15 protein-coding genes are annotated in these 18,288 nt (G+C 40.4%); 6 read left to right on the top strand and 9 right to left on the bottom strand.

Features of this window, described 5'->3' with window-relative positions; translation table 11 throughout:
- Positions 1–27: 27 nt before the first annotated feature.
- The 4 genes from CRO21_RS14675 (at position 28) to CRO21_RS14660 (ending at position 4,581) form a co-directional block, all read left to right on the top strand.
- Complete coding sequence (locus tag CRO21_RS14675; RefSeq protein ID WP_097080065.1) at positions 28–849, top strand: ABC transporter ATP-binding protein; 822 nt, start codon at positions 28–30, stop codon at positions 847–849.
- Positions 842–1,636 carry an ABC transporter permease gene (locus CRO21_RS14670; protein WP_097080064.1) on the top strand — a complete coding sequence of 265 codons (795 nt, stop codon included), beginning with the start codon at positions 842–844 and terminating at the stop codon, positions 1,634–1,636. The genes CRO21_RS14675 and CRO21_RS14670 overlap by 8 nt, the downstream gene beginning before the upstream one ends.
- Positions 1,636–3,066, top strand: coding sequence for an amidohydrolase family protein (locus tag CRO21_RS14665; RefSeq protein ID WP_097080063.1), 1,431 nt, complete (start codon positions 1,636–1,638; stop codon positions 3,064–3,066). Before CRO21_RS14670 ends, CRO21_RS14665 begins: the two co-directional genes overlap by 1 nt.
- 240 nt (positions 3,067–3,306) lie before the next feature.
- The gene (locus CRO21_RS14660) at positions 3,307–4,581 is read left to right on the top strand and encodes a replication-associated recombination protein A (RefSeq protein ID WP_097080062.1); all 1,275 of its coding nucleotides are present in this window, start codon (positions 3,307–3,309) and stop codon (positions 4,579–4,581) included.
- Positions 4,582–4,612: 31 nt separating this feature from the next.
- Here CRO21_RS14660 and crcB read toward each other — a convergent pair whose 3' ends face one another.
- Positions 4,613–4,993, bottom strand: coding sequence for a fluoride efflux transporter CrcB (gene crcB / locus CRO21_RS14655; RefSeq protein WP_097080061.1), 381 nt, complete (start codon positions 4,991–4,993; stop codon positions 4,613–4,615).
- 275 nt (positions 4,994–5,268) lie between these two features.
- Between crcB and CRO21_RS14650 the strand changes: the two genes are divergently transcribed.
- Positions 5,269–7,368 carry a TonB-dependent siderophore receptor gene (locus CRO21_RS14650; RefSeq protein WP_097080060.1) on the top strand — a complete coding sequence of 700 codons (2,100 nt, stop codon included), beginning with the start codon at positions 5,269–5,271 and terminating at the stop codon, positions 7,366–7,368.
- Positions 7,369–7,452: 84 nt separating this feature from the next.
- Here CRO21_RS14650 and CRO21_RS14645 read toward each other — a convergent pair whose 3' ends face one another.
- From CRO21_RS14645 to CRO21_RS14615, 7 genes are all read right to left on the bottom strand, one after another.
- On the bottom strand, positions 7,453–9,870 hold the full coding sequence (locus CRO21_RS14645; protein ID WP_097080059.1) for a TonB-dependent receptor plug domain-containing protein: 2,418 nt from the start codon (positions 9,868–9,870) through the stop codon (positions 7,453–7,455).
- Between the two features lie 226 nt (positions 9,871–10,096).
- Positions 10,097–10,816 carry a phosphoribosylaminoimidazolesuccinocarboxamide synthase gene (purC, locus tag CRO21_RS14640; RefSeq protein WP_097080058.1) on the bottom strand — a complete coding sequence of 240 codons (720 nt, stop codon included), beginning with the start codon at positions 10,814–10,816 and terminating at the stop codon, positions 10,097–10,099.
- A gap of 36 nt (positions 10,817–10,852) precedes the next feature.
- Positions 10,853–11,446, bottom strand: a complete 594-nt coding sequence (locus CRO21_RS14635) for a lipoprotein-34 precursor (NlpB) (RefSeq protein ID WP_097080057.1) — start codon at positions 11,444–11,446, stop codon at positions 10,853–10,855.
- 24 nt (positions 11,447–11,470) lie between these two features.
- Positions 11,471–12,367 (bottom strand): 4-hydroxy-tetrahydrodipicolinate synthase, encoded by an 897-nt coding sequence (gene dapA, locus CRO21_RS14630; protein WP_097080056.1) that lies wholly within the window; start codon positions 12,365–12,367, stop codon positions 11,471–11,473.
- Between the two features lie 466 nt (positions 12,368–12,833).
- Positions 12,834–15,296 carry a TonB-dependent siderophore receptor gene (locus CRO21_RS14625; RefSeq protein ID WP_171294066.1) on the bottom strand — a complete coding sequence of 821 codons (2,463 nt, stop codon included), beginning with the start codon at positions 15,294–15,296 and terminating at the stop codon, positions 12,834–12,836.
- A gap of 151 nt (positions 15,297–15,447) precedes the next feature.
- Entirely contained in the window at positions 15,448–16,446 is a 999-nt protein-coding gene (locus tag CRO21_RS14620; RefSeq protein ID WP_097080054.1) for a FecR family protein, read from the bottom strand.
- 12 nt (positions 16,447–16,458) lie between these two features.
- On the bottom strand, positions 16,459–16,956 hold the full coding sequence (locus CRO21_RS14615) for a sigma-70 family RNA polymerase sigma factor (RefSeq protein WP_097080053.1): 498 nt from the start codon (positions 16,954–16,956) through the stop codon (positions 16,459–16,461).
- Positions 16,957–17,411: 455 nt separating this feature from the next.
- Here CRO21_RS14615 and CRO21_RS14610 point away from each other — a divergent pair, with 455 nt between their 5' ends.
- Positions 17,412–17,783 carry a cupin domain-containing protein gene (locus tag CRO21_RS14610; protein ID WP_097080052.1) on the top strand — a complete coding sequence of 124 codons (372 nt, stop codon included), beginning with the start codon at positions 17,412–17,414 and terminating at the stop codon, positions 17,781–17,783.
- A 24-nt stretch (positions 17,784–17,807) separates the two neighbouring features.
- Here the strand turns inward: CRO21_RS14610 and CRO21_RS14605 are convergent, their stop codons facing one another.
- On the bottom strand, positions 17,808–18,272 hold the full coding sequence (locus CRO21_RS14605) for a hypothetical protein (protein ID WP_097080051.1): 465 nt from the start codon (positions 18,270–18,272) through the stop codon (positions 17,808–17,810).
- Between the last annotated feature and the right edge of the window lie 16 nt (positions 18,273–18,288).

Raw genomic sequence — 18,288 nt, 5'->3', positions numbered from 1 at the left:
GTTGACAAAATGCAAGGGGGAACCGCAATGAATACAGCAATTTCCATAGAAGACATGGTCGAGCTAAATGGCTCGCTGGACAAGCCGATGCTGATGGCAGCAGGTGTAGAGAAAATTTATCCCAATGGCACGCATGCCTTGCAGCGATTAAATCTAAATATTGCACGTGGCGAGATTGTATCGTTATTAGGTCCATCGGGGTGCGGTAAAAGTACTTTACTGAAAATGTTTGCCGATATTGAACAGCCTACAGCAGGACAGATTCGCTGGAATGGTAAGCGTGATATGCAATCGCAATGCCGTATGGCAATGGTATTTCAGGAAGCAACTCTGATGCCCTGGGCAAATGTCGAGGACAATGTACGGTTACCACTGGATTTGCGTGGTGTGGCGAAAAAGCAAAGTATCGAAAAGGTATTGGCAGCCCTAGAAGCCGTTGGATTAGGGAAATTTGCCAAATCCTATCCGCGTGAATTATCCGGCGGGATGCAAATGCGCGTATCACTGGCTCGCGCGCTGGTGACTGAGCCGAATTTATTGTTGATGGATGAGCCGTTTGGTGCGTTGGATGAATTTACTCGCCACAAACTGGACAGTGATATTCGTAAGCTGTGGTCTGAACGTGATTTAACCGTGGTGTTCGTAACCCACAGTATTTATGAAGCGGTGTATTTATCTTCCCGTGTGATTGTGATGGAAGCACGTCCGAGTCGAGTAGTGGCAGATGTTAAAATTGATGCGCCGGAGTTTCGGGATGAAAATTTCAGAACATCGGAAAGCTTTATCAAGCAATGTGCGCAGTTATCATCATTATTGGAACAAGCCAGTGGAGGCGCACATCATGACTAAACCCTTATTGAGTCACCCGAAAGTCCAACGTATTGCTGCACCACTTGTCGTGGGTATTATTTTACTGTTGGCATGGGAACTGGCTTTTCGTGAATTGAATGTGCCGATTTATTTGGTTCCCAAACCTAGTGATATTGCACAGGCATTTATGCAGTATGGCGGCATGTTATTCGGCAGTTTATGGGTAACACTGAAAATTACTTTATTGGCATTTGCCCTTGCCATTTTGATCGGTACCCTGGTGTCATTTCTGTTTGTACAAAGTCGTGTAATTGAAGCCTGCTTTATGCCTTATGCAATTTTATTTCAGGTTACACCGATTGTTGCGATTGCACCTTTGATCATTATCTGGATTCAAAATACCACGTTGGCATTGGTGGTGTGTGCCATGCTAGTCGCAATTTTCCCAGTCCTGACCAATACCACGATGGGTTTACGCAGTGTTAATCCCGGATTACTCAATCTATTTCAAATCAATAAAGCCAACCGCTGGCAAATTTTAATGAAATTGCGTGTCCCCAATGCCTTGCCATATTTTTTTAGTGGTTTGCGTATTTCCTGTGGACTGGCCTTGATTGGTGCTGTGGTGGCGGAATTTGTTGCAGGAACTGGTGGCACCAGTGCAGGATTGGCGTATCAAATCTTACAGGCAGGTTTCCAGTTAAATTTACCTTTGATGTTTGCAGCATTGTTTTTAATTACCTGTACAGGTTTGGTGCTGTTTATTGCCATGTCGATGATCAGCACTGCATTTTTAAGAAAATGGCATGAAAGTGAGATGAGTTAATGAGCGATAATGTGTTAATCAAAAATGCCGAGCGTATTTTAACCGGACTAAGCGGTGATCTGGCCCGTGCCGATGCAAGCGATATTCGTATCAGACAAGGCGTGATTAGCGAAATTGGTCAGGATCTGCTTGCTCAGGCAGATGAAAAAATCATTGATGCCAGAGATTGTGTGGTTTATCCGGCATGGATCAATACCCATCATCACTTATTCCAGTCCTTATTAAAAGGTGAACCGTGGGGGCTAAATCAGACCTTGACCCCTTGGCTGGCGGCAACGCCTTATCGTTTTCGAGGTGCGTTTGATGCCGAGAACTTTCGTCTGGCTGCCCGTATTGGTTTGATTGAATTATTACGTTCCGGTTGTGCCACCGTTGCCGATCATCATTATCTGTACTGGCCGGAAATGCAGTTTGATGGTGCGGAAATTTTGTTTGATGAAGCTGATAAATTGGGCATGCGCTTTGTATTGTGTCGTGGTGGGGCAACCCATACCCGTGGACTGGAAGCTGAAATTCCGCAAGCCTTGAAAGCGGAAAAATTTGATGCTTATATGCAGGATGTCGAGCGTCTGGTAAAAAAATATCATGATCCTGCTGCTAATGCTTTTCGACGGGTGGTGATGGCACCGACCACCGCATTACATTCCACTACGCCTGCCGAGTTGAAAGAAAGTGCAAAAATCGCCCGGGAACTAGGCATTCGTTTACATACGCATTTATCCGAAACCGTCGACTATCTGGACTGTGCCAAGGCCAATTTTGCCATGAGTCCCGTACAGTTTTGTGCCGAATATGACTGGGTTGGTGCAGATGTCTGGATGGCACATTTGGTAAAACTGCTTCCAGAAGAAATCCAGATTTTGGGACAAACCCATACAGGAATTGCGCATTGTCCACAAAGTAATGGCCGTTTGGGGAGTGGTATTGCCGATATTGTGGCACTGGAACAGGCGGGCGTGAAAATCTCTATCGGAGTTGATGGTGCCGCTTCCAATGAAGCTGCCGATATGCAATCGGAAACCCATGCGGCTTGGTTGATGCAACGGGCACGTAAAGGTATGTTGGCTCAGCCGCATTATGCCGGCGGAACATTTGAAGGCGGTGCCGATGCAGCCAGTATTGACGATGTCATTCGCTGGGGAACTTTAGGTGGTGCGCAAGTGCTTGGTCTTGATGATTTGGGTGCAATTGAGGTCGGTAAGGCAGCCGATATTGCCATCTATGCACTGGAGGATCCGCGTTATTTTGGCTTGCATGATATTGCCATTGGCCCAGTGGCATGTGCTGGACGGGCGCATCTCAAGGCTTTGCTGATTGCAGGTAAAATTGTGGTAGAAGATGACCTGATTCCCAATGTGGATTTAAAGGAATTGGCAAGAGAAGCACAACAGGCTGTTAAGGTTTTGCAACAACGGGTACAGGCAGCATAAATAAAAGGACTGCAAATCCCGAGGGAGATTGCAGTCAAAATATTTGATTACACAAAGATAATATGTACTTCCCAGATGCCATTCTTTAAAACATCGTTGTCATGCCGACTTGGACCATCTGCTGGACCACGCCAGCATATCATTTAACCTGAACATTTTAATGACTGATACAGCAATACTATTTTTACTCAGCAAGGTTCATAGTACACTGTTATTAAATTCTTCCCTTGCTTGAGTGCCATGTCTGATACGAACATTCCTTTACCAGAGCGTATTCGTCCACGTAGTTTGTCTGAAATCATCGGACAAGATCATCTATTAGGAGAACAGGCACCTTTACGACAGATGATTGATCAGGGGCATTTGCCGTCCATCATCTTCTGGGGGCCGCCTGGGGTTGGGAAAACCACTATTGCCTTATTGTTGGCACAGGCAGTGGATCGTCCGTTTATTAGTTTATCGGCACTCAATACCGGTGTAAAAGAATTGCGTGAAGTGATTGCCGAAAGTGGTGATTTGTTGCCGCCTGTGGTTTTTATTGATGAAATTCATCGTTTTAATAAGTCACAACAAGATGCTTTATTAGGTGCGGTGGAAAAAGGCAAGATTACCCTAATTGGTGCAACCACAGAAAATCCTTCCTTTGAGGTGAACAGTGCCTTGTTGTCCCGTTGTCAGGTTTATACGCTGCACTCACTGGATGAAACAGCAATTCAGCAATTAATTCAACGTGCGCTGGGTAGCGATAAATTTTTAAAAGAACGTCAAATTAAAATAGAAGAATATGATGCCTTATTTCAGTTCTCTGCCGGTGATGCGCGTAAAGCACTGAATTTACTTGATCTGGTTGCCAGCACCTTTGAGGCAGGACAGGAAAATATTATCAACAATGCTTTGGTGGTAAAAACTGCCCAGCAAAATATTGCCCGCTATGATAAATCAGGTGAACAACATTACGATTTGGTCTCGGCATTTATTAAATCAATCCGAGGCAGTGATCCTGATGCCACTTTGTACTGGATGGCACGGATGCTCAAGGGCGGGGAAGATCCGGTATTTATTGCCCGTCGTATGTTGATTGCGGCATCGGAAGATATTGGTAATTCCAATCCAAATGCTCTATTACTAGCGGGTGAATGTTTCCGTTCGGTGCAAGCCGTCGGTATGCCCGAGGCGCGTATTATTCTTGGACAATGTGCGGTTTATCTGGCGACCAGCCCTAAAAGCAATAGTACTTATCTGGCGATTAATCAGGCCTTGCAACTGGCAGAAAAGACAGCCCATTTACCCGTACCGTTACATTTGCGCAATGCACCAACCAAATTAATGAAACAACAGGGCTATGGCGCAGATTACCTTTATCCGCATGATTTCCCAGAGCATTTTGTCTTGCAGGAATATTTGCCGCCCGAATTAAAAGGTACACAATTATACCAGCGTGCCTTAAACAAGCGTGAAGTAGAAGCGGAGCGTTTACAACAACGTCGCTGGCAGCAGGATCAACAGCAACAGTAGTTTTATTTGTTTATGGGGAGGAAGGTAAGCATTAGTGCATAGCAATCCAATGCTGACACGCCATTCCCAAAAAAGTAAACAGCAATGCACCGATCACATGAATCGCGATGGCCAGCATGGCTAATATAAGTTTGCCATGTTGCAGTAGCGCAAGAATTTCGGCAGAGAAGGTTGAAAATGTGGTTAAGCCGCCACAAAAACCAGTGATGATAAATAATTTATAATTTGCACTGAGCTGGCTTTGTGCAAAGTAAGCAATGGCAAATCCGATCAGAAAGCCACCAACCCAATTCACGCATACCGTTCCCATCGGAATATTGGGATAAATATGATTGAGTTTTAAGCCCACATACCATCTTAGCCAGCCACCGAGGACTGAACCAAGCGCAATGGCAAATAAAGGATAAAACATATTTATACCCCTAAGACGATATTCGGTCATTCAGTATCAAAGAGCAGATTTTATACCTTATTGATCAGATGATGAATAAATCAAGTGCTCATATTACACAGATTTTGCTTCAAAGTTATCAAGATCAGATTATCTAGATTTGAAATGCACATTAAAAAACAAATCATACCAAAGCAGCATTGAATTTTATTTAAGTTTTTATTAACAAGTATATTGTACTTTGAATTTTAGCTAAATATAATAATAAAAATCATTTCCAGTTGTAGTTGTCTCCCATGTACCTAGCTCAAAAATCCATACTTGCTTCATCTATCACACTGGCAATGTTATTTGTTGTTCAGGTACATGCTGAAGAAATAAATACTGAAGAAGCCCAAGTTTTACCGACCATTGTTGTAAAAGCAGAGGCTGAAACTGATCCATATGCGGCAATAAAAGCAACATCGGTGTTAAAATCAGATGCTCCACTGTTTGAGACGGCACAGTCTATTTCGGTAATTACCGAAAAGCAATTACAACAAAAACAAGCTAAAACTGTTGCAGAAGCAATCGAAGGCATTGCCGGTGTAACGTCTGGACAATATGGTCGCCGTGGCTGGGATGATTTTATTATTCGTGGACAGGTGTCAAGTTCACAAACATATGTAGATGGGTTGAGAGTTCAGGCATCGGATAATGTTGGTCGTTCTGAAGATATTAGTGGTGTACAATCTATAGAGGTCGTAAAAGGGCCAACTTCTACAGGTTTTGGTTTTGCATTGCCCGGTGGATTGGTGAATTTAACTACTAAACGTCCTCAGGCAGAAACCTTTTATCGTGGTAGTTTAAGTTATGGTAGTTATGCCCTGAAAGATGGAACATTTGATATCAATTATGCACCAAATCAGAGTGCTAAAGGCGCATTCCGGATTGTTGGACATGTGTCTGATCAGGACGATGCAACTGATTATATTTACTTTAAAAACTATTATATTGCACCATCTTATAATTTTGATTTAGGCGATAAAGATGAGTTATCAGTGATTGCCAGTTATCAGCATCGTGAGTTTATTCGTCAACAAGGATTGCCCTATAGCGATGGTGACTATAAAAATTATCCACATGGTTTATTTTTTGGCGCACCCAATTTAAGTAACACTGTAGACAATTATCGTTTTGGCGCAAATTACACACATTATTTTGATCATGACTGGACTCTTAAATCAAATTTTGCAGTAAATCAGACAGATGCAGATAATAATCCTATACTAGCAGGTAGTAGTAATATTTTACCACTAATAAAACGTACTGTGGAAAGACAAATTAAAGATGATTTAAATTTTACATTAGATAATAATCTTTCACGTCATTTTGATTGGGGTAAAACACAATATGACTTCATGATTGGTTTGGATATGATGCATGAACGTAGCGACTATGAACGTCGTAGACGTACACTATCTGCATTCAATGCGGACAATCCTGTATATACGGTTATTGAACCTGCAACAACGACGATTGCTCATCAAATTATCGATACGCAATATATGGGATTATATTTGCGCAATAATTTCAAAATTGACGATCACTGGATAATTGGTTTATCGGGTCGTCAAGACTGGACTCAGGTAAAAGTTGACGATTTGTTCAATGATACAGAATTCAAAAATTCAGATAGCGCTTTTACTGGCAGTGCATCATTGATGTATCAGATTAATGATATGCTTGCGCCTTATGTTAGTTATTCAACCTCATTCTTTCCTGTAAGTGATACTGGTGAAGGCGGGATTTTATTAGATCCTGAAGAAGGCGAGCAAATTGAAGCAGGGGTGAAATTTCAGGCTTTCAATCAGAAGCTACAGGGTTATGTTGCCTATTATGATTTAACCCGTAAAAATGTAACAGAGTCTGATTCAACACTGGGATATTCAGTTCAGATTGGCGAGCAAAAAACCAAAGGATTTGAAGCAGAATTAGCAGCAGCATTAACATCGCAATGGAATGTAAATGCAACCTATAGTTATATTCCTACAGCGGAAACAACGGACAGTACAACAGCTAGTGATATTGGTAAGCGCATTAACCATGTACCTAAAAATGCAGCATCTTTGTCTACGCAATATTATTTTAGTCCAGATCAATTGGGCTGGAATATTGGTGCTGGTGTAAGCTATCAGGGGGCTCGTAGTGCACAACGCGGTACATACTATGTTCCGCTTTCCAATTATACTTTATATGATGTGAAAGCAGGATATGAAGCAAAGCACTGGGGGGCAAATTTCAGTATAAAAAATATGTTTGATAAGGAATATCTGGTCGGTACGACACCAAATGCGCAACTTGTGAGTTGGGGGGAACCACGGACTTTCCGTCTGACTTTAAACTTTAAGTATTAATTTTAAAACCAAAATATGCACCTTATCCTTTACAGAGAATAAGGTGCATTGCTAAATAAAACTTAAATTAAATCATTATTCGATTTACCAGCGATAGCTTGCTTTGGCATAATAAAATGCGCCATTAAAGCCAAAAGGTGAGAACTGACTATATTGTAAACTGCCACCCGTTGGTTGATTAATGTCATAGACATCTTTATCCGGATATTCATCGGTAATGTTGTCTCCACCGACGATAAAATTCCAGTTCTGATATTGATAGGATAAAGCTAGATCCAGTACCCATTTGGCCGAGAATTTCTGATCTTTTTCTGCACCACTGTTACTAAAAGTCTTGAAATCTCCATAACGTGCCAGATTACTATAAATCCCAAAATTACCAATTTTATAATCATTGGTCAGGCTGAGTTTATGCTCAGGGGTACTACCGGCGAGTAACCCATATTGTTCACGTCGATCCAGACGAGTCAGATTGACACCCAGCGCATTCAGTACCTCTGGATTACCATCCACTTTGGTGACTTTGTTTTTATTGTAGTTATAGGCTAACGCAGTATTTAATGTGCCATAAGGCAGATGATTCCAGTCATAACTTGCCACCAAGTCTATACCACGTGTACGAGTATCCGTAGCATTGTTAAAATAATTAACAGTATTAAAACTGGTATCGGTAATCCCTTGAGAAATTAAATAGGCACGGACATTGGCACTACTGGCATCAATACTAGAGGATAAACTGATACGATCTTTAATATCAATCTGATAAGCATCTAGCGTGATGTAGGTATTATCAGTCGGTGTGAGGACAATACCGACACTATAGTTGGTCGATTTTTCAGGTTTTAATTCCTCTGCACCCAATAAATGCGCAATTTGCGAGGAAGCAGGAAATGTGCCCGCCTCGACAAACTGTCCATTGATTAGTTGTGATGAGGTCTTGGTATAATATTGCTGGGCAAGGCTGGGCGCCCGAAATCCGGTTGATATATTGGATCTGATAGCAATTGCTGGGTTAAAAGCATAACGTGCCGAGAAAGCAGCATTATTACTATCGCCAAAATCATCATAATGTTCATAACGATATGCAATAGATGAGCTCAGCTTATCAGTAATATCGGCTTCCAGATCAATATAGCCGGCATAACTGTCTCTCGACCACTTACCTGCATCGGCATCACGAAAGCCAGCCAAACCTGATGAACCACCCTTATAATAAGATGCTGGATCACCGGCTTTAATCTGATATTGCTGATGTAAATATTGTGTGCCAAAGGCCAGATTTAAAGGCGAGTATAAACCGGCAATATCTATCTCTCTGGATAAATCCAGATTGGCAACTGTTTGCGCATTTTCCAGTTTGCCATTATGAAAATAAAACGGCGTAGTGCCCGTATCATTATAGAGACTCTGATTAATGGTTTGCGTATCTACTTTATAGGTGTTTTGACCATAGTTCAGTGATGCATCATATTGCCAACTGCCAATATCGCCTTTTAGTCCTGCAACCGCAGCGACATCATCCAGTGTGCCTTCGATCAGCGGTAAAAAGCCATTGGGGAACAAGGCAGGTACATTATTCGAGGCATTACTTAAACGGTAAAATGCGGCAGTTTCGGCATCACGATGGCTATAGGTGGCAAATCCATAAAGCTGCGCTGCATCGCTAAAATCAAAACCAGCATTTAACGCAATTTTGACTTCTCGGGATTCCGGATCACCAAAACGGAAAGTTCGTTGTCCATAGGTTGTGGCACCTGCATCACGACGATCCAATCCGGCACGATTGGTTGCTTCACTGTCCTGCCATTCTCCGGCAAAGGTTAAAAAGCCTTGTCCATCATTTAGATCAAAGCCACCTGAACCAAAAGATTGTTTTTGCTCGCCATCACCTTCTTTATATTGACCGTATTTGATGCCGACTTCACCATGAGCTGGGTCGGATTTTAAAATGATATTGATCACACCAGCGATGGCATCAGAGCCATAGCGTGCCGATGCGCCATCTCTTAAAACCTCAATACGGCTTACAGCCGAAATTGGAATGGCATTCAGATCGGTAGGTGCAGACCCTCGACCAATGGTTCCACCCAGATTGATAAAGGCACCGGTATGGCGGCGTTTGCCATTTACCAAAACCAGAACTTGATCCGGTGATAAACCTTTTAACTGTGCTGGGCGAACCAGCTCTGTACCATCGACCACAGTGGGGCGAGGGAAGTTAATGGAAGGCACCAGTTTTGCTAATGCACTGCCAAGTTCATTCGTACCCGTACGCTGTATCAAGTTTTCTGCACTAATCACATCAATCGGTTGTAAGGATTCGGTCGCAGAACGCTTTTTGCTGCGCGTCCCGGTAACAACAATGGTATCGAGTGTTTTAACCTGATGATCAGAGGAAGTGCTGTACGTATTTACCGTATCGGCTGCTGCAAAACTATGCTGATAAAGTGCGGATAGAACAATGGCTGTGCCAAGTTGTAATGGAAAATTTAAAGGACGCATTTTTTTCTCTCAAAATTATGAATAAAATATGTTGTTATTGTTATGGTAAGTAAGTTTCTATTTTATAAAAAATAACTAAAATGAATATATCTAGCAGAAAAAATGATTAAAGATGTATGGAAATTGAATAAAGACGAGGGGTTTGCTGATAATAAATGATCAATATTAAAAATTGACCATAAAAAACCGGACAACAAGTCCGGTTTTTAGAAGACGTATAGGGTATTTAGATATCAGATAAATCGATACCAATACGCGCCGCAACTTCTTCATAAGCTTCAACCACACCACCCAAACCTTGGCGGAAACGGTCTTTATCCAGTTTTTTCTTGGTGTCTTTATCCCATAAACGGCAACCATCTGGAGAGAATTCATCACCCAGAACAATACGGTCATGGAATAAACCAAATTCAAGTTTAAAGTCCACCAAAAGCATGTTGCCTTCTGCAAAAAGCTGGCTTAATACATCGTTGACTTTATAGGTAATGACTTTCATTTGTTCCAGTTGTTCGGCAGTCGCCCAACCTAAAGCAATGGCTTGTGATTCATTGACCATCGGATCGCCCAGCGCATCGTCTTTAAAGAACAATTCGAAAGTAGGTGGTGTCAATTCTTTGCCTTCTTCTACCCCAAGACGACGGCATAACGAACCTGCGGCATAATTACGCACAACACATTCCACAGGAATCATTTTAAGTTTTTTGACTAAAACCTCTGTCGGAGTCAGAAGTTTTTCAAAGTGCGTTTCGATACCTGCATCTGCAAGTTTTTGCATAATGAAAGCATTGAAACGGTTGTTGACTTTGCCTTTACGGTCAAGCTGAGCAATCTTCTCGCCGTTGAATGCCGACGCATCATCACGGAAAACGAGGATAAGATGATCGGAATCATCTGTTTCATAGACAGATTTTGCTTTTCCAGTATAGAGCAAGGCTTGTTTTAACATGAGATAACCTTCGAAGAAGAAATATGCCTAAATCAGTTAGGCTGGCCAATTCTGGTAAATAAGAGATAAGAGATCAGTTGCTATTTTAGCATCAATGAAATTGCCGTTGGCATCATAAATACCTAAAGTATTGCTGCTACCGGTTGGCGTAAGACGTAGGCGGTACGGCTGTTCCTCATATTCTACATCTAATTGATAAGGGACTTTTGAATTTTGCTCTGCCTTGATATTCGCGGTACTGGTGGCGGCCACTACATATTTCCATACTTCGGCAGTTGCGCCATCCACTTTAATCAAGGGTACGCCATTACCATCTGTGACCAGTTGCGGACGTGATGGTGCAGCACCTGTAATATTGACATTACTGACATCTGCTGTTGGACGTGGCATTTCAAAACGATTGCCATGTTTATTGCTAAAGTTCGGCGCTTGTTCCAATGCTTTAGGATCAATTTTTGGTGCAGGATAAAGCGATTGCTGCGGACGCATTTGCAAATCCGCAGGAATTTGTAAGGGTTCTAAAGTTTGCGTATGTTTATAGTCTAATGAACCATTGCCAACACCAAAACGTGCACAACCAACTAAGCTTATCGCGATCAGACCAAGGGTTAGACTAAGACGTAATTGCATACTTTACATTGCTCTTGAAAAAGTTTAAATAACACCCGTTGCTTTTAGCGCTTCACGTAATGGTGCACGGAATTGTTCGGCAAGTGGAGTAAGTGGTAAGCGGATACCAGTACCAATTTTACCCATTTCATGCAATGCCCATTTTACAGGGATTGGATTGGATTCACAGAATAAAATATCATGTAATTGTGATACTTGTGTATTTAAACGATTTGCTTCCGCTTTGTTGTCTGCCAATGCAGCAATACACACCTGACTCATGACATGCGGCGCAACATTTGCTGTAACTGAAATATTTCCACGCGCACCAGCAAGAATAAGCTCCCATGCAGTCGGATCATCACCTGAATACACCACCATATTTTTGCTGTCCAAGCCATGCAACAACTGAATACCACGTGGCACATCGCCAGTTGCATCCTTGATTCCAACAATATTATCGACTGCGGATAGACGAATCACTGTTTCGTTTAGCATATCGACACCGGTACGACCCGGAACATTATATAAAATCTGTGGAATATCTACAGATTCTGCGATTTTTTTATAATGCTGATACAAACCTTCCTGAGTCGGTTTATTGTAATACGGCGTTACCAGCAAAGCGGCATCTGCACCCAGATATTTTGCTTCTTTGGTCAGCTCAATGGCTTCTACAGTTGAGTTTGCACCTGTACCAGCAATAATAGGAATACGTTTATTGGCGACTCGAATGATTTCGGCGATAACCTTGGTATGTTCTTCCATACTTAAAGTGGAAGCTTCACCTGTAGTGCCCACAGCAACAATACTGTTGGTACCTTGTTCAATATGCCATTCTACAAGCTGCTTTAAGCCATCCCAATCTACGCTGCCATCTTCAAACATGGGGGTGACAATTGCGACGATTGAACCATGAATGGTCGTTGCATGCTGAGTCATTTTTAAAAACAATCCTATTTTGCCATCCAGCAAGTACTTAGACGAAATAAAAATACAGGATGGGATTAATCTTGATAATATTTTATGTCAAAAGAAACCAAAAAGTCACTTAAAAGACATTGCTGAATTATGAACTATGCCGAGTTTAAGAACAATAGAGATTTAAATAAGCTTATAGATTAATCATGTATGGATAATGTATATCATTGCAATTATGCAACAAAATTGAATCTTGAGTCATATACATGGATAAAATTAAAACGATCTTGGAAATCTTGTCTTGTAAGACGGCTGTAAAAATTTCCTGTTTCTATATACTAAGACGAACGAGATTGAAAAAAAGCTCACTTTTGTATGTAAAGTTTTGTTAAATTATTTTTAATGCTTGGGTAAAATGATCTGGGAAAAAAGGGTGTTGTAAAGGGCGCACCGAATTACGCCCCAAAAATTTAAAGTTATTGAAAAATTAATATTTGGCTCTTAGAGTCAACATAAAGTTGCGTGGTTCGCCATACCAGTTATAACCTTCGGTATCACCAATCGTTTGCCAATAAACTTTATCAAACAGGTTATTGATTCTAAAAGCAGCATGTAAATTTGGATTAATTTGATAACCGACCTGTGTGCCCCAGACTGCACGACTAGGGGATTTGAACTGATAATCTACATATGGTTCGCCCCATTGTCCGGTACTTTCATCATAAGTGGTAGGGGTTGAGCCTGTAGCTTGCTGTTCTGATTGTGCGGATACATTGATGCCGACGGTCCAATCTTCCAACTTGTAATCAAGCCAAGCTTTTAAAGTATGTCGTGGGGTGGTAATTTTACGCCATGAGATGGCATTAAAATGATCTTTATTATCAAAATAGGTATAGCCAATCGAACCTGTTAAATTTGGTAGAATTTCTCCAGTCAGCTCAAAATCAACCCCACTCATGGTGACTGCGTTACCACCGACATAACAACAGCTACTGCCATTACCATCATCCATGGTTTCACTATAAAGTAAATTGCCTTGATTTTTTCGTTCAGTGCGATAAGTCGATAAGGATAGATTACCTTGACCGTCCCAAAGTTCGCCTTTTATACCGACTTCATAATTACGTCCGGTAATCGGGTCGAGTGGTTTTTTATTGACATCGAGTAAATTTGCCTGAGATTTAAAGGTTTCTGCAACACTAGCAAAGACCAGCCAATCAGGCGTAATATCATAGGTCAAACCGACAAAAGGGATAAATACATTGTTATCTTCATAATCATAAGTTGTTGCACCCGTTGTATCATTTCTTTGATAAAAATCGTAATTATTCAAACGTGCACCCGTAATGAATTTTAACGGATCACTAATCTGCCATTTTGCAGTCGCATAATACCCCAGTTGCTTGGTATATAATGTACGTGTGGGCTTGTAACCATGGACTGCTTTATATTTCATATTTGGATCAAATTTAAATATATTAAGATCGTAATATTGCAGTGGATCAGACATATAATGAAAGGGATCTTTTTTATCCTGATAATCTATTCCAAAAACTGTACTATGTTGTTTTCCAAAGAGGTTAAATTTACCCTGAATATTAATATCTCCAACCCAAGAGTCAGGTTCTCCGCCGTTTTTAATAAAAGCAAGTTGGGTGATATTGGTTTTGGGATCGACTGAACCTCCTAGTCGTGGATATTCATTCAGTTTTAGCATATGTTCTTTAGTGATATTAAACTTTAATTTCCAATCCTGATTAAAATCATGCTGAATACCTGCAAAATATTGCGTACTTTCTGCTTTAATATTTGCCCAGTTGGTGACAAAGGACGTTTTACGATCAAAGCCAATATCAGATCCATCTATATAACGTGGCAGACCAATCCAGTCTTGTTTCCCTTGTAATTTGTCATAACTAAATCCGATGGAGGCAGTTGTTGTCAGTAGAATGTCGTATTCTAGTATGCCATAAACAGAATGGCGGTTTTTTTCTGCAACTGCATAGAAAAAGTCCTGATCATTCCATGTGCCGACCAGACGACCGCGTAATGCACCATCAAGTGCAATAGGCCCAGTGACATCAATCGATGCACGATAGTTTTCCCAGCTTCCTGCTGAAAGTTCAACTGCAATCTGATTTTCTCTTAATGGTTTTTTTCTTACCAGATTAATACTGGCACTGGCTTCACCGTTACCATTAAATAAACCATCAGCCCCCCGTAATACTTCAATTTGTTCAAATTGGGATAAATCCTGTAATTTTAATGCGCTGGATACGCCATCGACACGAATATTTGACACTTCCATACCGCGAGCGATAAAAGTATTCTCAAAGACTTGACCTTGCCAAACACTTATTCCTGCAACCTTATCCAGTGCAGTGGATAAATCTGTTAAATTCTGCTTCTCTAATTGTTCACGATTAACTACAGTAATGGATTGTGGAATTTCTTTTATGGATTGTTCCGCTTTTCCTAGATTGACTTTATTGTTTTGTTCCGCAGTTATCATGATTACCGGCAATCGCACTGCATCGGTAGTGTCATTTAACTGACCATTTGCATTAATATCAATGGTCTTTAACTGTCCCATATTTCGAACTTGATTGGGTCCTTTTTTTATTAATTTATAGCCATTCGTGGTGTACTGAATATCCAGACCATGCGGTGCAAGCAATGCACTAAAGCCGGTATCAACTGTATATACACCTTTTAAACCCTGACTGTATAAATGTTTGACCTGTTTTGGATCAAAGGCAAATTCAATACCGGATTGTGCACTAAATAACGATAAGGCACGATCTAGACTGCTTGCAGGAATATTATATTGATAACTTTCAGCATTTTGAGCCATTACGCTTTGCGTCGTCATGGCACTACTTCCCAAAAAACCTACAAAAACTGCCCGCTGGATTGCTATTGCTAACGGACGTGCTAAAAATTTGGACATCGTTGTTTTAACCCCATAAAATGTTGTACGGAAAATCAACATGAAAATATGTTGTGCTTATAGGGTTAATGCTTGAGATTGGACAAAGTATCATTTTTTCTTGAAAAATAATTTATTGTTCATTGAGTAACGTGTTTATATGCTTGCACAGTTAGTGAGAAGCCTTAAAGGCGCTTTTTAACACTAATTTATGCCCAAAAAATGATTTTTCAATCTGAATAGGGTAGGTGCTTTGCAGTAATACACTTAATCGATCAAGGTTGTTAATCGGATAAGAACCCGAAATTTCAATCTGTTCAGATGTTGCCTGTAATAACTGAGAGTCTATCTCAACCGTTGTCCCGTAATTTTTTTCGATAATCTTGGCAAAATCTTCTAAACTGAGTCGATTGACAGTAACTAAACCCTTACGCCATGTTAATTGTTCAAGTTGTACGGCTTGTGTTGGGTAAATGTGTTGTGAATTAAAGCCAATCTGTTGTCCTGCTGCAATGGTTTGTTTTTGTTTGGATAGCCCCGTTGTGACTTGCACGGCATGTTCCGTGACCATCAACACGGTTTGATCTTTTTGTTGATTGACATTGAAAGCTGTACCGAGTGCCAACATTTCACCATGTTGGTTTAGCACTTTAAATGGACGCTTGGCAGTATCTTTACCCGTTTCCACATAGATTTCACCAAAGCGTAAAATGATTTGTCGCTCGGTCGTGGTGTAATTGACGTCAATTGCTGTTTTGCTGTTGAGGGCAATGGAGGTGCCGTCCTCTAGTGTAATGTGCTGTTGTTCGGCATAAGCCGTGCGATGGTCTGCAAACCATGCCTGTTGCTGTGCGATATATCCGCTAAAGCCCAATACTGTACTGCCTGCCAGTAGTAGCACCAGTTTGCCAATCAATGGCTTATCATCGTCTTGCTGGTTTAATATAGTTTTTGCTAAAGCGGCTGGTACATGCTGAGCATGTCCATAAAGTTTTTGTCTGATTTTTTCTGCACGCCGCCAAATTTTTTGATGTTGCGGACTGGTATTTTTCCATTGCTCAAATTGTTGCTGTTGTTCCGGTGTTAAAGGCTGCTCTTCCATCAGCAATAACCAGTCTGCGGCCTGCTCTAAAATGATTGTTTTATCATCAGAATGCTCAAAATCTTGCAACGGGTTAACCTTTTAATCTTCTATATCTAATACAGTTAAACAACACAGCATGATCTTTTTCATATCACGTTTGATGGTAATTAAGGCGACATCAAGTTGTTCGGCAATTTGTGCATAATTCAAACCATCTAGCTGCCATAGTATAAAGACCTGCTTTTCTCGGCCTTGTAAATTATTCAATATGCTAGACAACTCATCTAAGGCTTCAAGTATCATCAATTCTTGCTCTGGAGAAGGATGATATTGCTCTTCGAGCTGCATTAAGTTGTCTTGATAGGCCTGCTCGATTTTTTTACGCCGCCACCATTGATTGGCAAGATTTTTGGCAATAGTGGTCAGTAACGCACGTGGATGATCATAATGTGTATAACGCTCCTGATGCTCAATGAGCTTCACAAACGTGTCCTGTGCAAGATCGGCTGCGATGCAGTCTTGTTTTAGGCGGCTTTTTAACCAGCGATACAGCCACGCATGGTGATTTTGATAGAGATGCTCAACAATATTGTGCATGACTGACGAATTTAATCAATAATGATTATCAATTTTAACTATTTTATCGTTGTTATACAAATATTCTTTGGTTTTTTAATTGACTCGATGAGTATCTTAATTAAAGGGACAGATGACTATGCTTTACAAGTCTGACATTAGTAGGTATTAAAGTGTCAGTATATCTGTAGAGTAAATGGAAAACGGAAATTTTATTACAGGCTATAGTAGATTAGAACTATGGTAATCTGGTTTAATTAATATAAATAGTTGTAATTTAAGTAAAAAATATAATTTAAAAGTTGGGTATCATGATCAGGTGAGGCCAATTGAATTAAAATAACCAGACAGATCGATTTGATTGGAAATTATTGTTATATGTGCGATATGCCTTTTTATGTCGCTATTTTACAAGAATATTAATATTTCAGTTGTTATTACTATTACTTCATTTTGGATATAGTAAAGGTAATAGCATGGCGCTAACAGCAATAGAAAAAATAACGGAACTAACGAGTTTAGATGCATGGGGATATATTACAAATATTTCTGGTAAGTTGGTTGATCAAACAGAAGATATTGAAATATTTGGAAAAATGACTTTTGGTGCGCCCAATGATCCAATCAGTGCTGGATATTTTGCCACTAAAAAAGGGAAGTATCAGTTAGTATATTCATTTAGTGAGCAGGCAATTCTTCTTGCTGGTGAAATCACAATTACTGATGAAGTCACAGGTCATTGTACAACTTATAAACCTGGCGATTTTTGGGTTGTAGAGAAGGGTACCTCTACGATATGGCAAATAAAATCTGAATATTTTATTAAGCATTATTTTGCTGTTGTTTAATTAAACCTCTTTTGCATAGTGAATTCATTTTATGGGTTCACTATATAAAAATAGATGAATGTTCGATAGAAATTTTTCTAAGGTTTGAATCGTCATCACATATTGCTCAGATGTAATATGTTCAAACACCTGTTCATTAATGATTTTATGTTTTGCATAGACCACATCAAAACTGACTTGCCCTAAGCCTGTCCATGTCAGTTGATCTACATTGGTCTGAATGATATTTTTCTCTATAAATTTTTCAATTCGAAGATTAGCAACTTCTGCACTTCCAGCGAAATAAATCAGAAACTCAATCACGGATTGACGCTGAATTGTTTGTTCTTTATGGGTGTGAAGATAATTAATCAGTTGCCAATCGGCTCGGTCAAATTTACCATACTGCGTATCACGGATCAGATGTTCAAAGGCATGATTTAATTTTTTAACATAGCTGCCAATAGGGCCCGATTCTTTCATTAATGTTGCAATTTCGTCATAATTCATAAGAAAATTCCAAATT

It is taken from the genome of Acinetobacter puyangensis, assembly GCF_900096995.1.
In the GTDB taxonomy this organism is placed as follows: Bacteria; Pseudomonadota; Gammaproteobacteria; order Pseudomonadales; family Moraxellaceae; genus Acinetobacter; species Acinetobacter puyangensis.
This window is presented reverse-complemented; position numbering and strand designations above follow the sequence as displayed.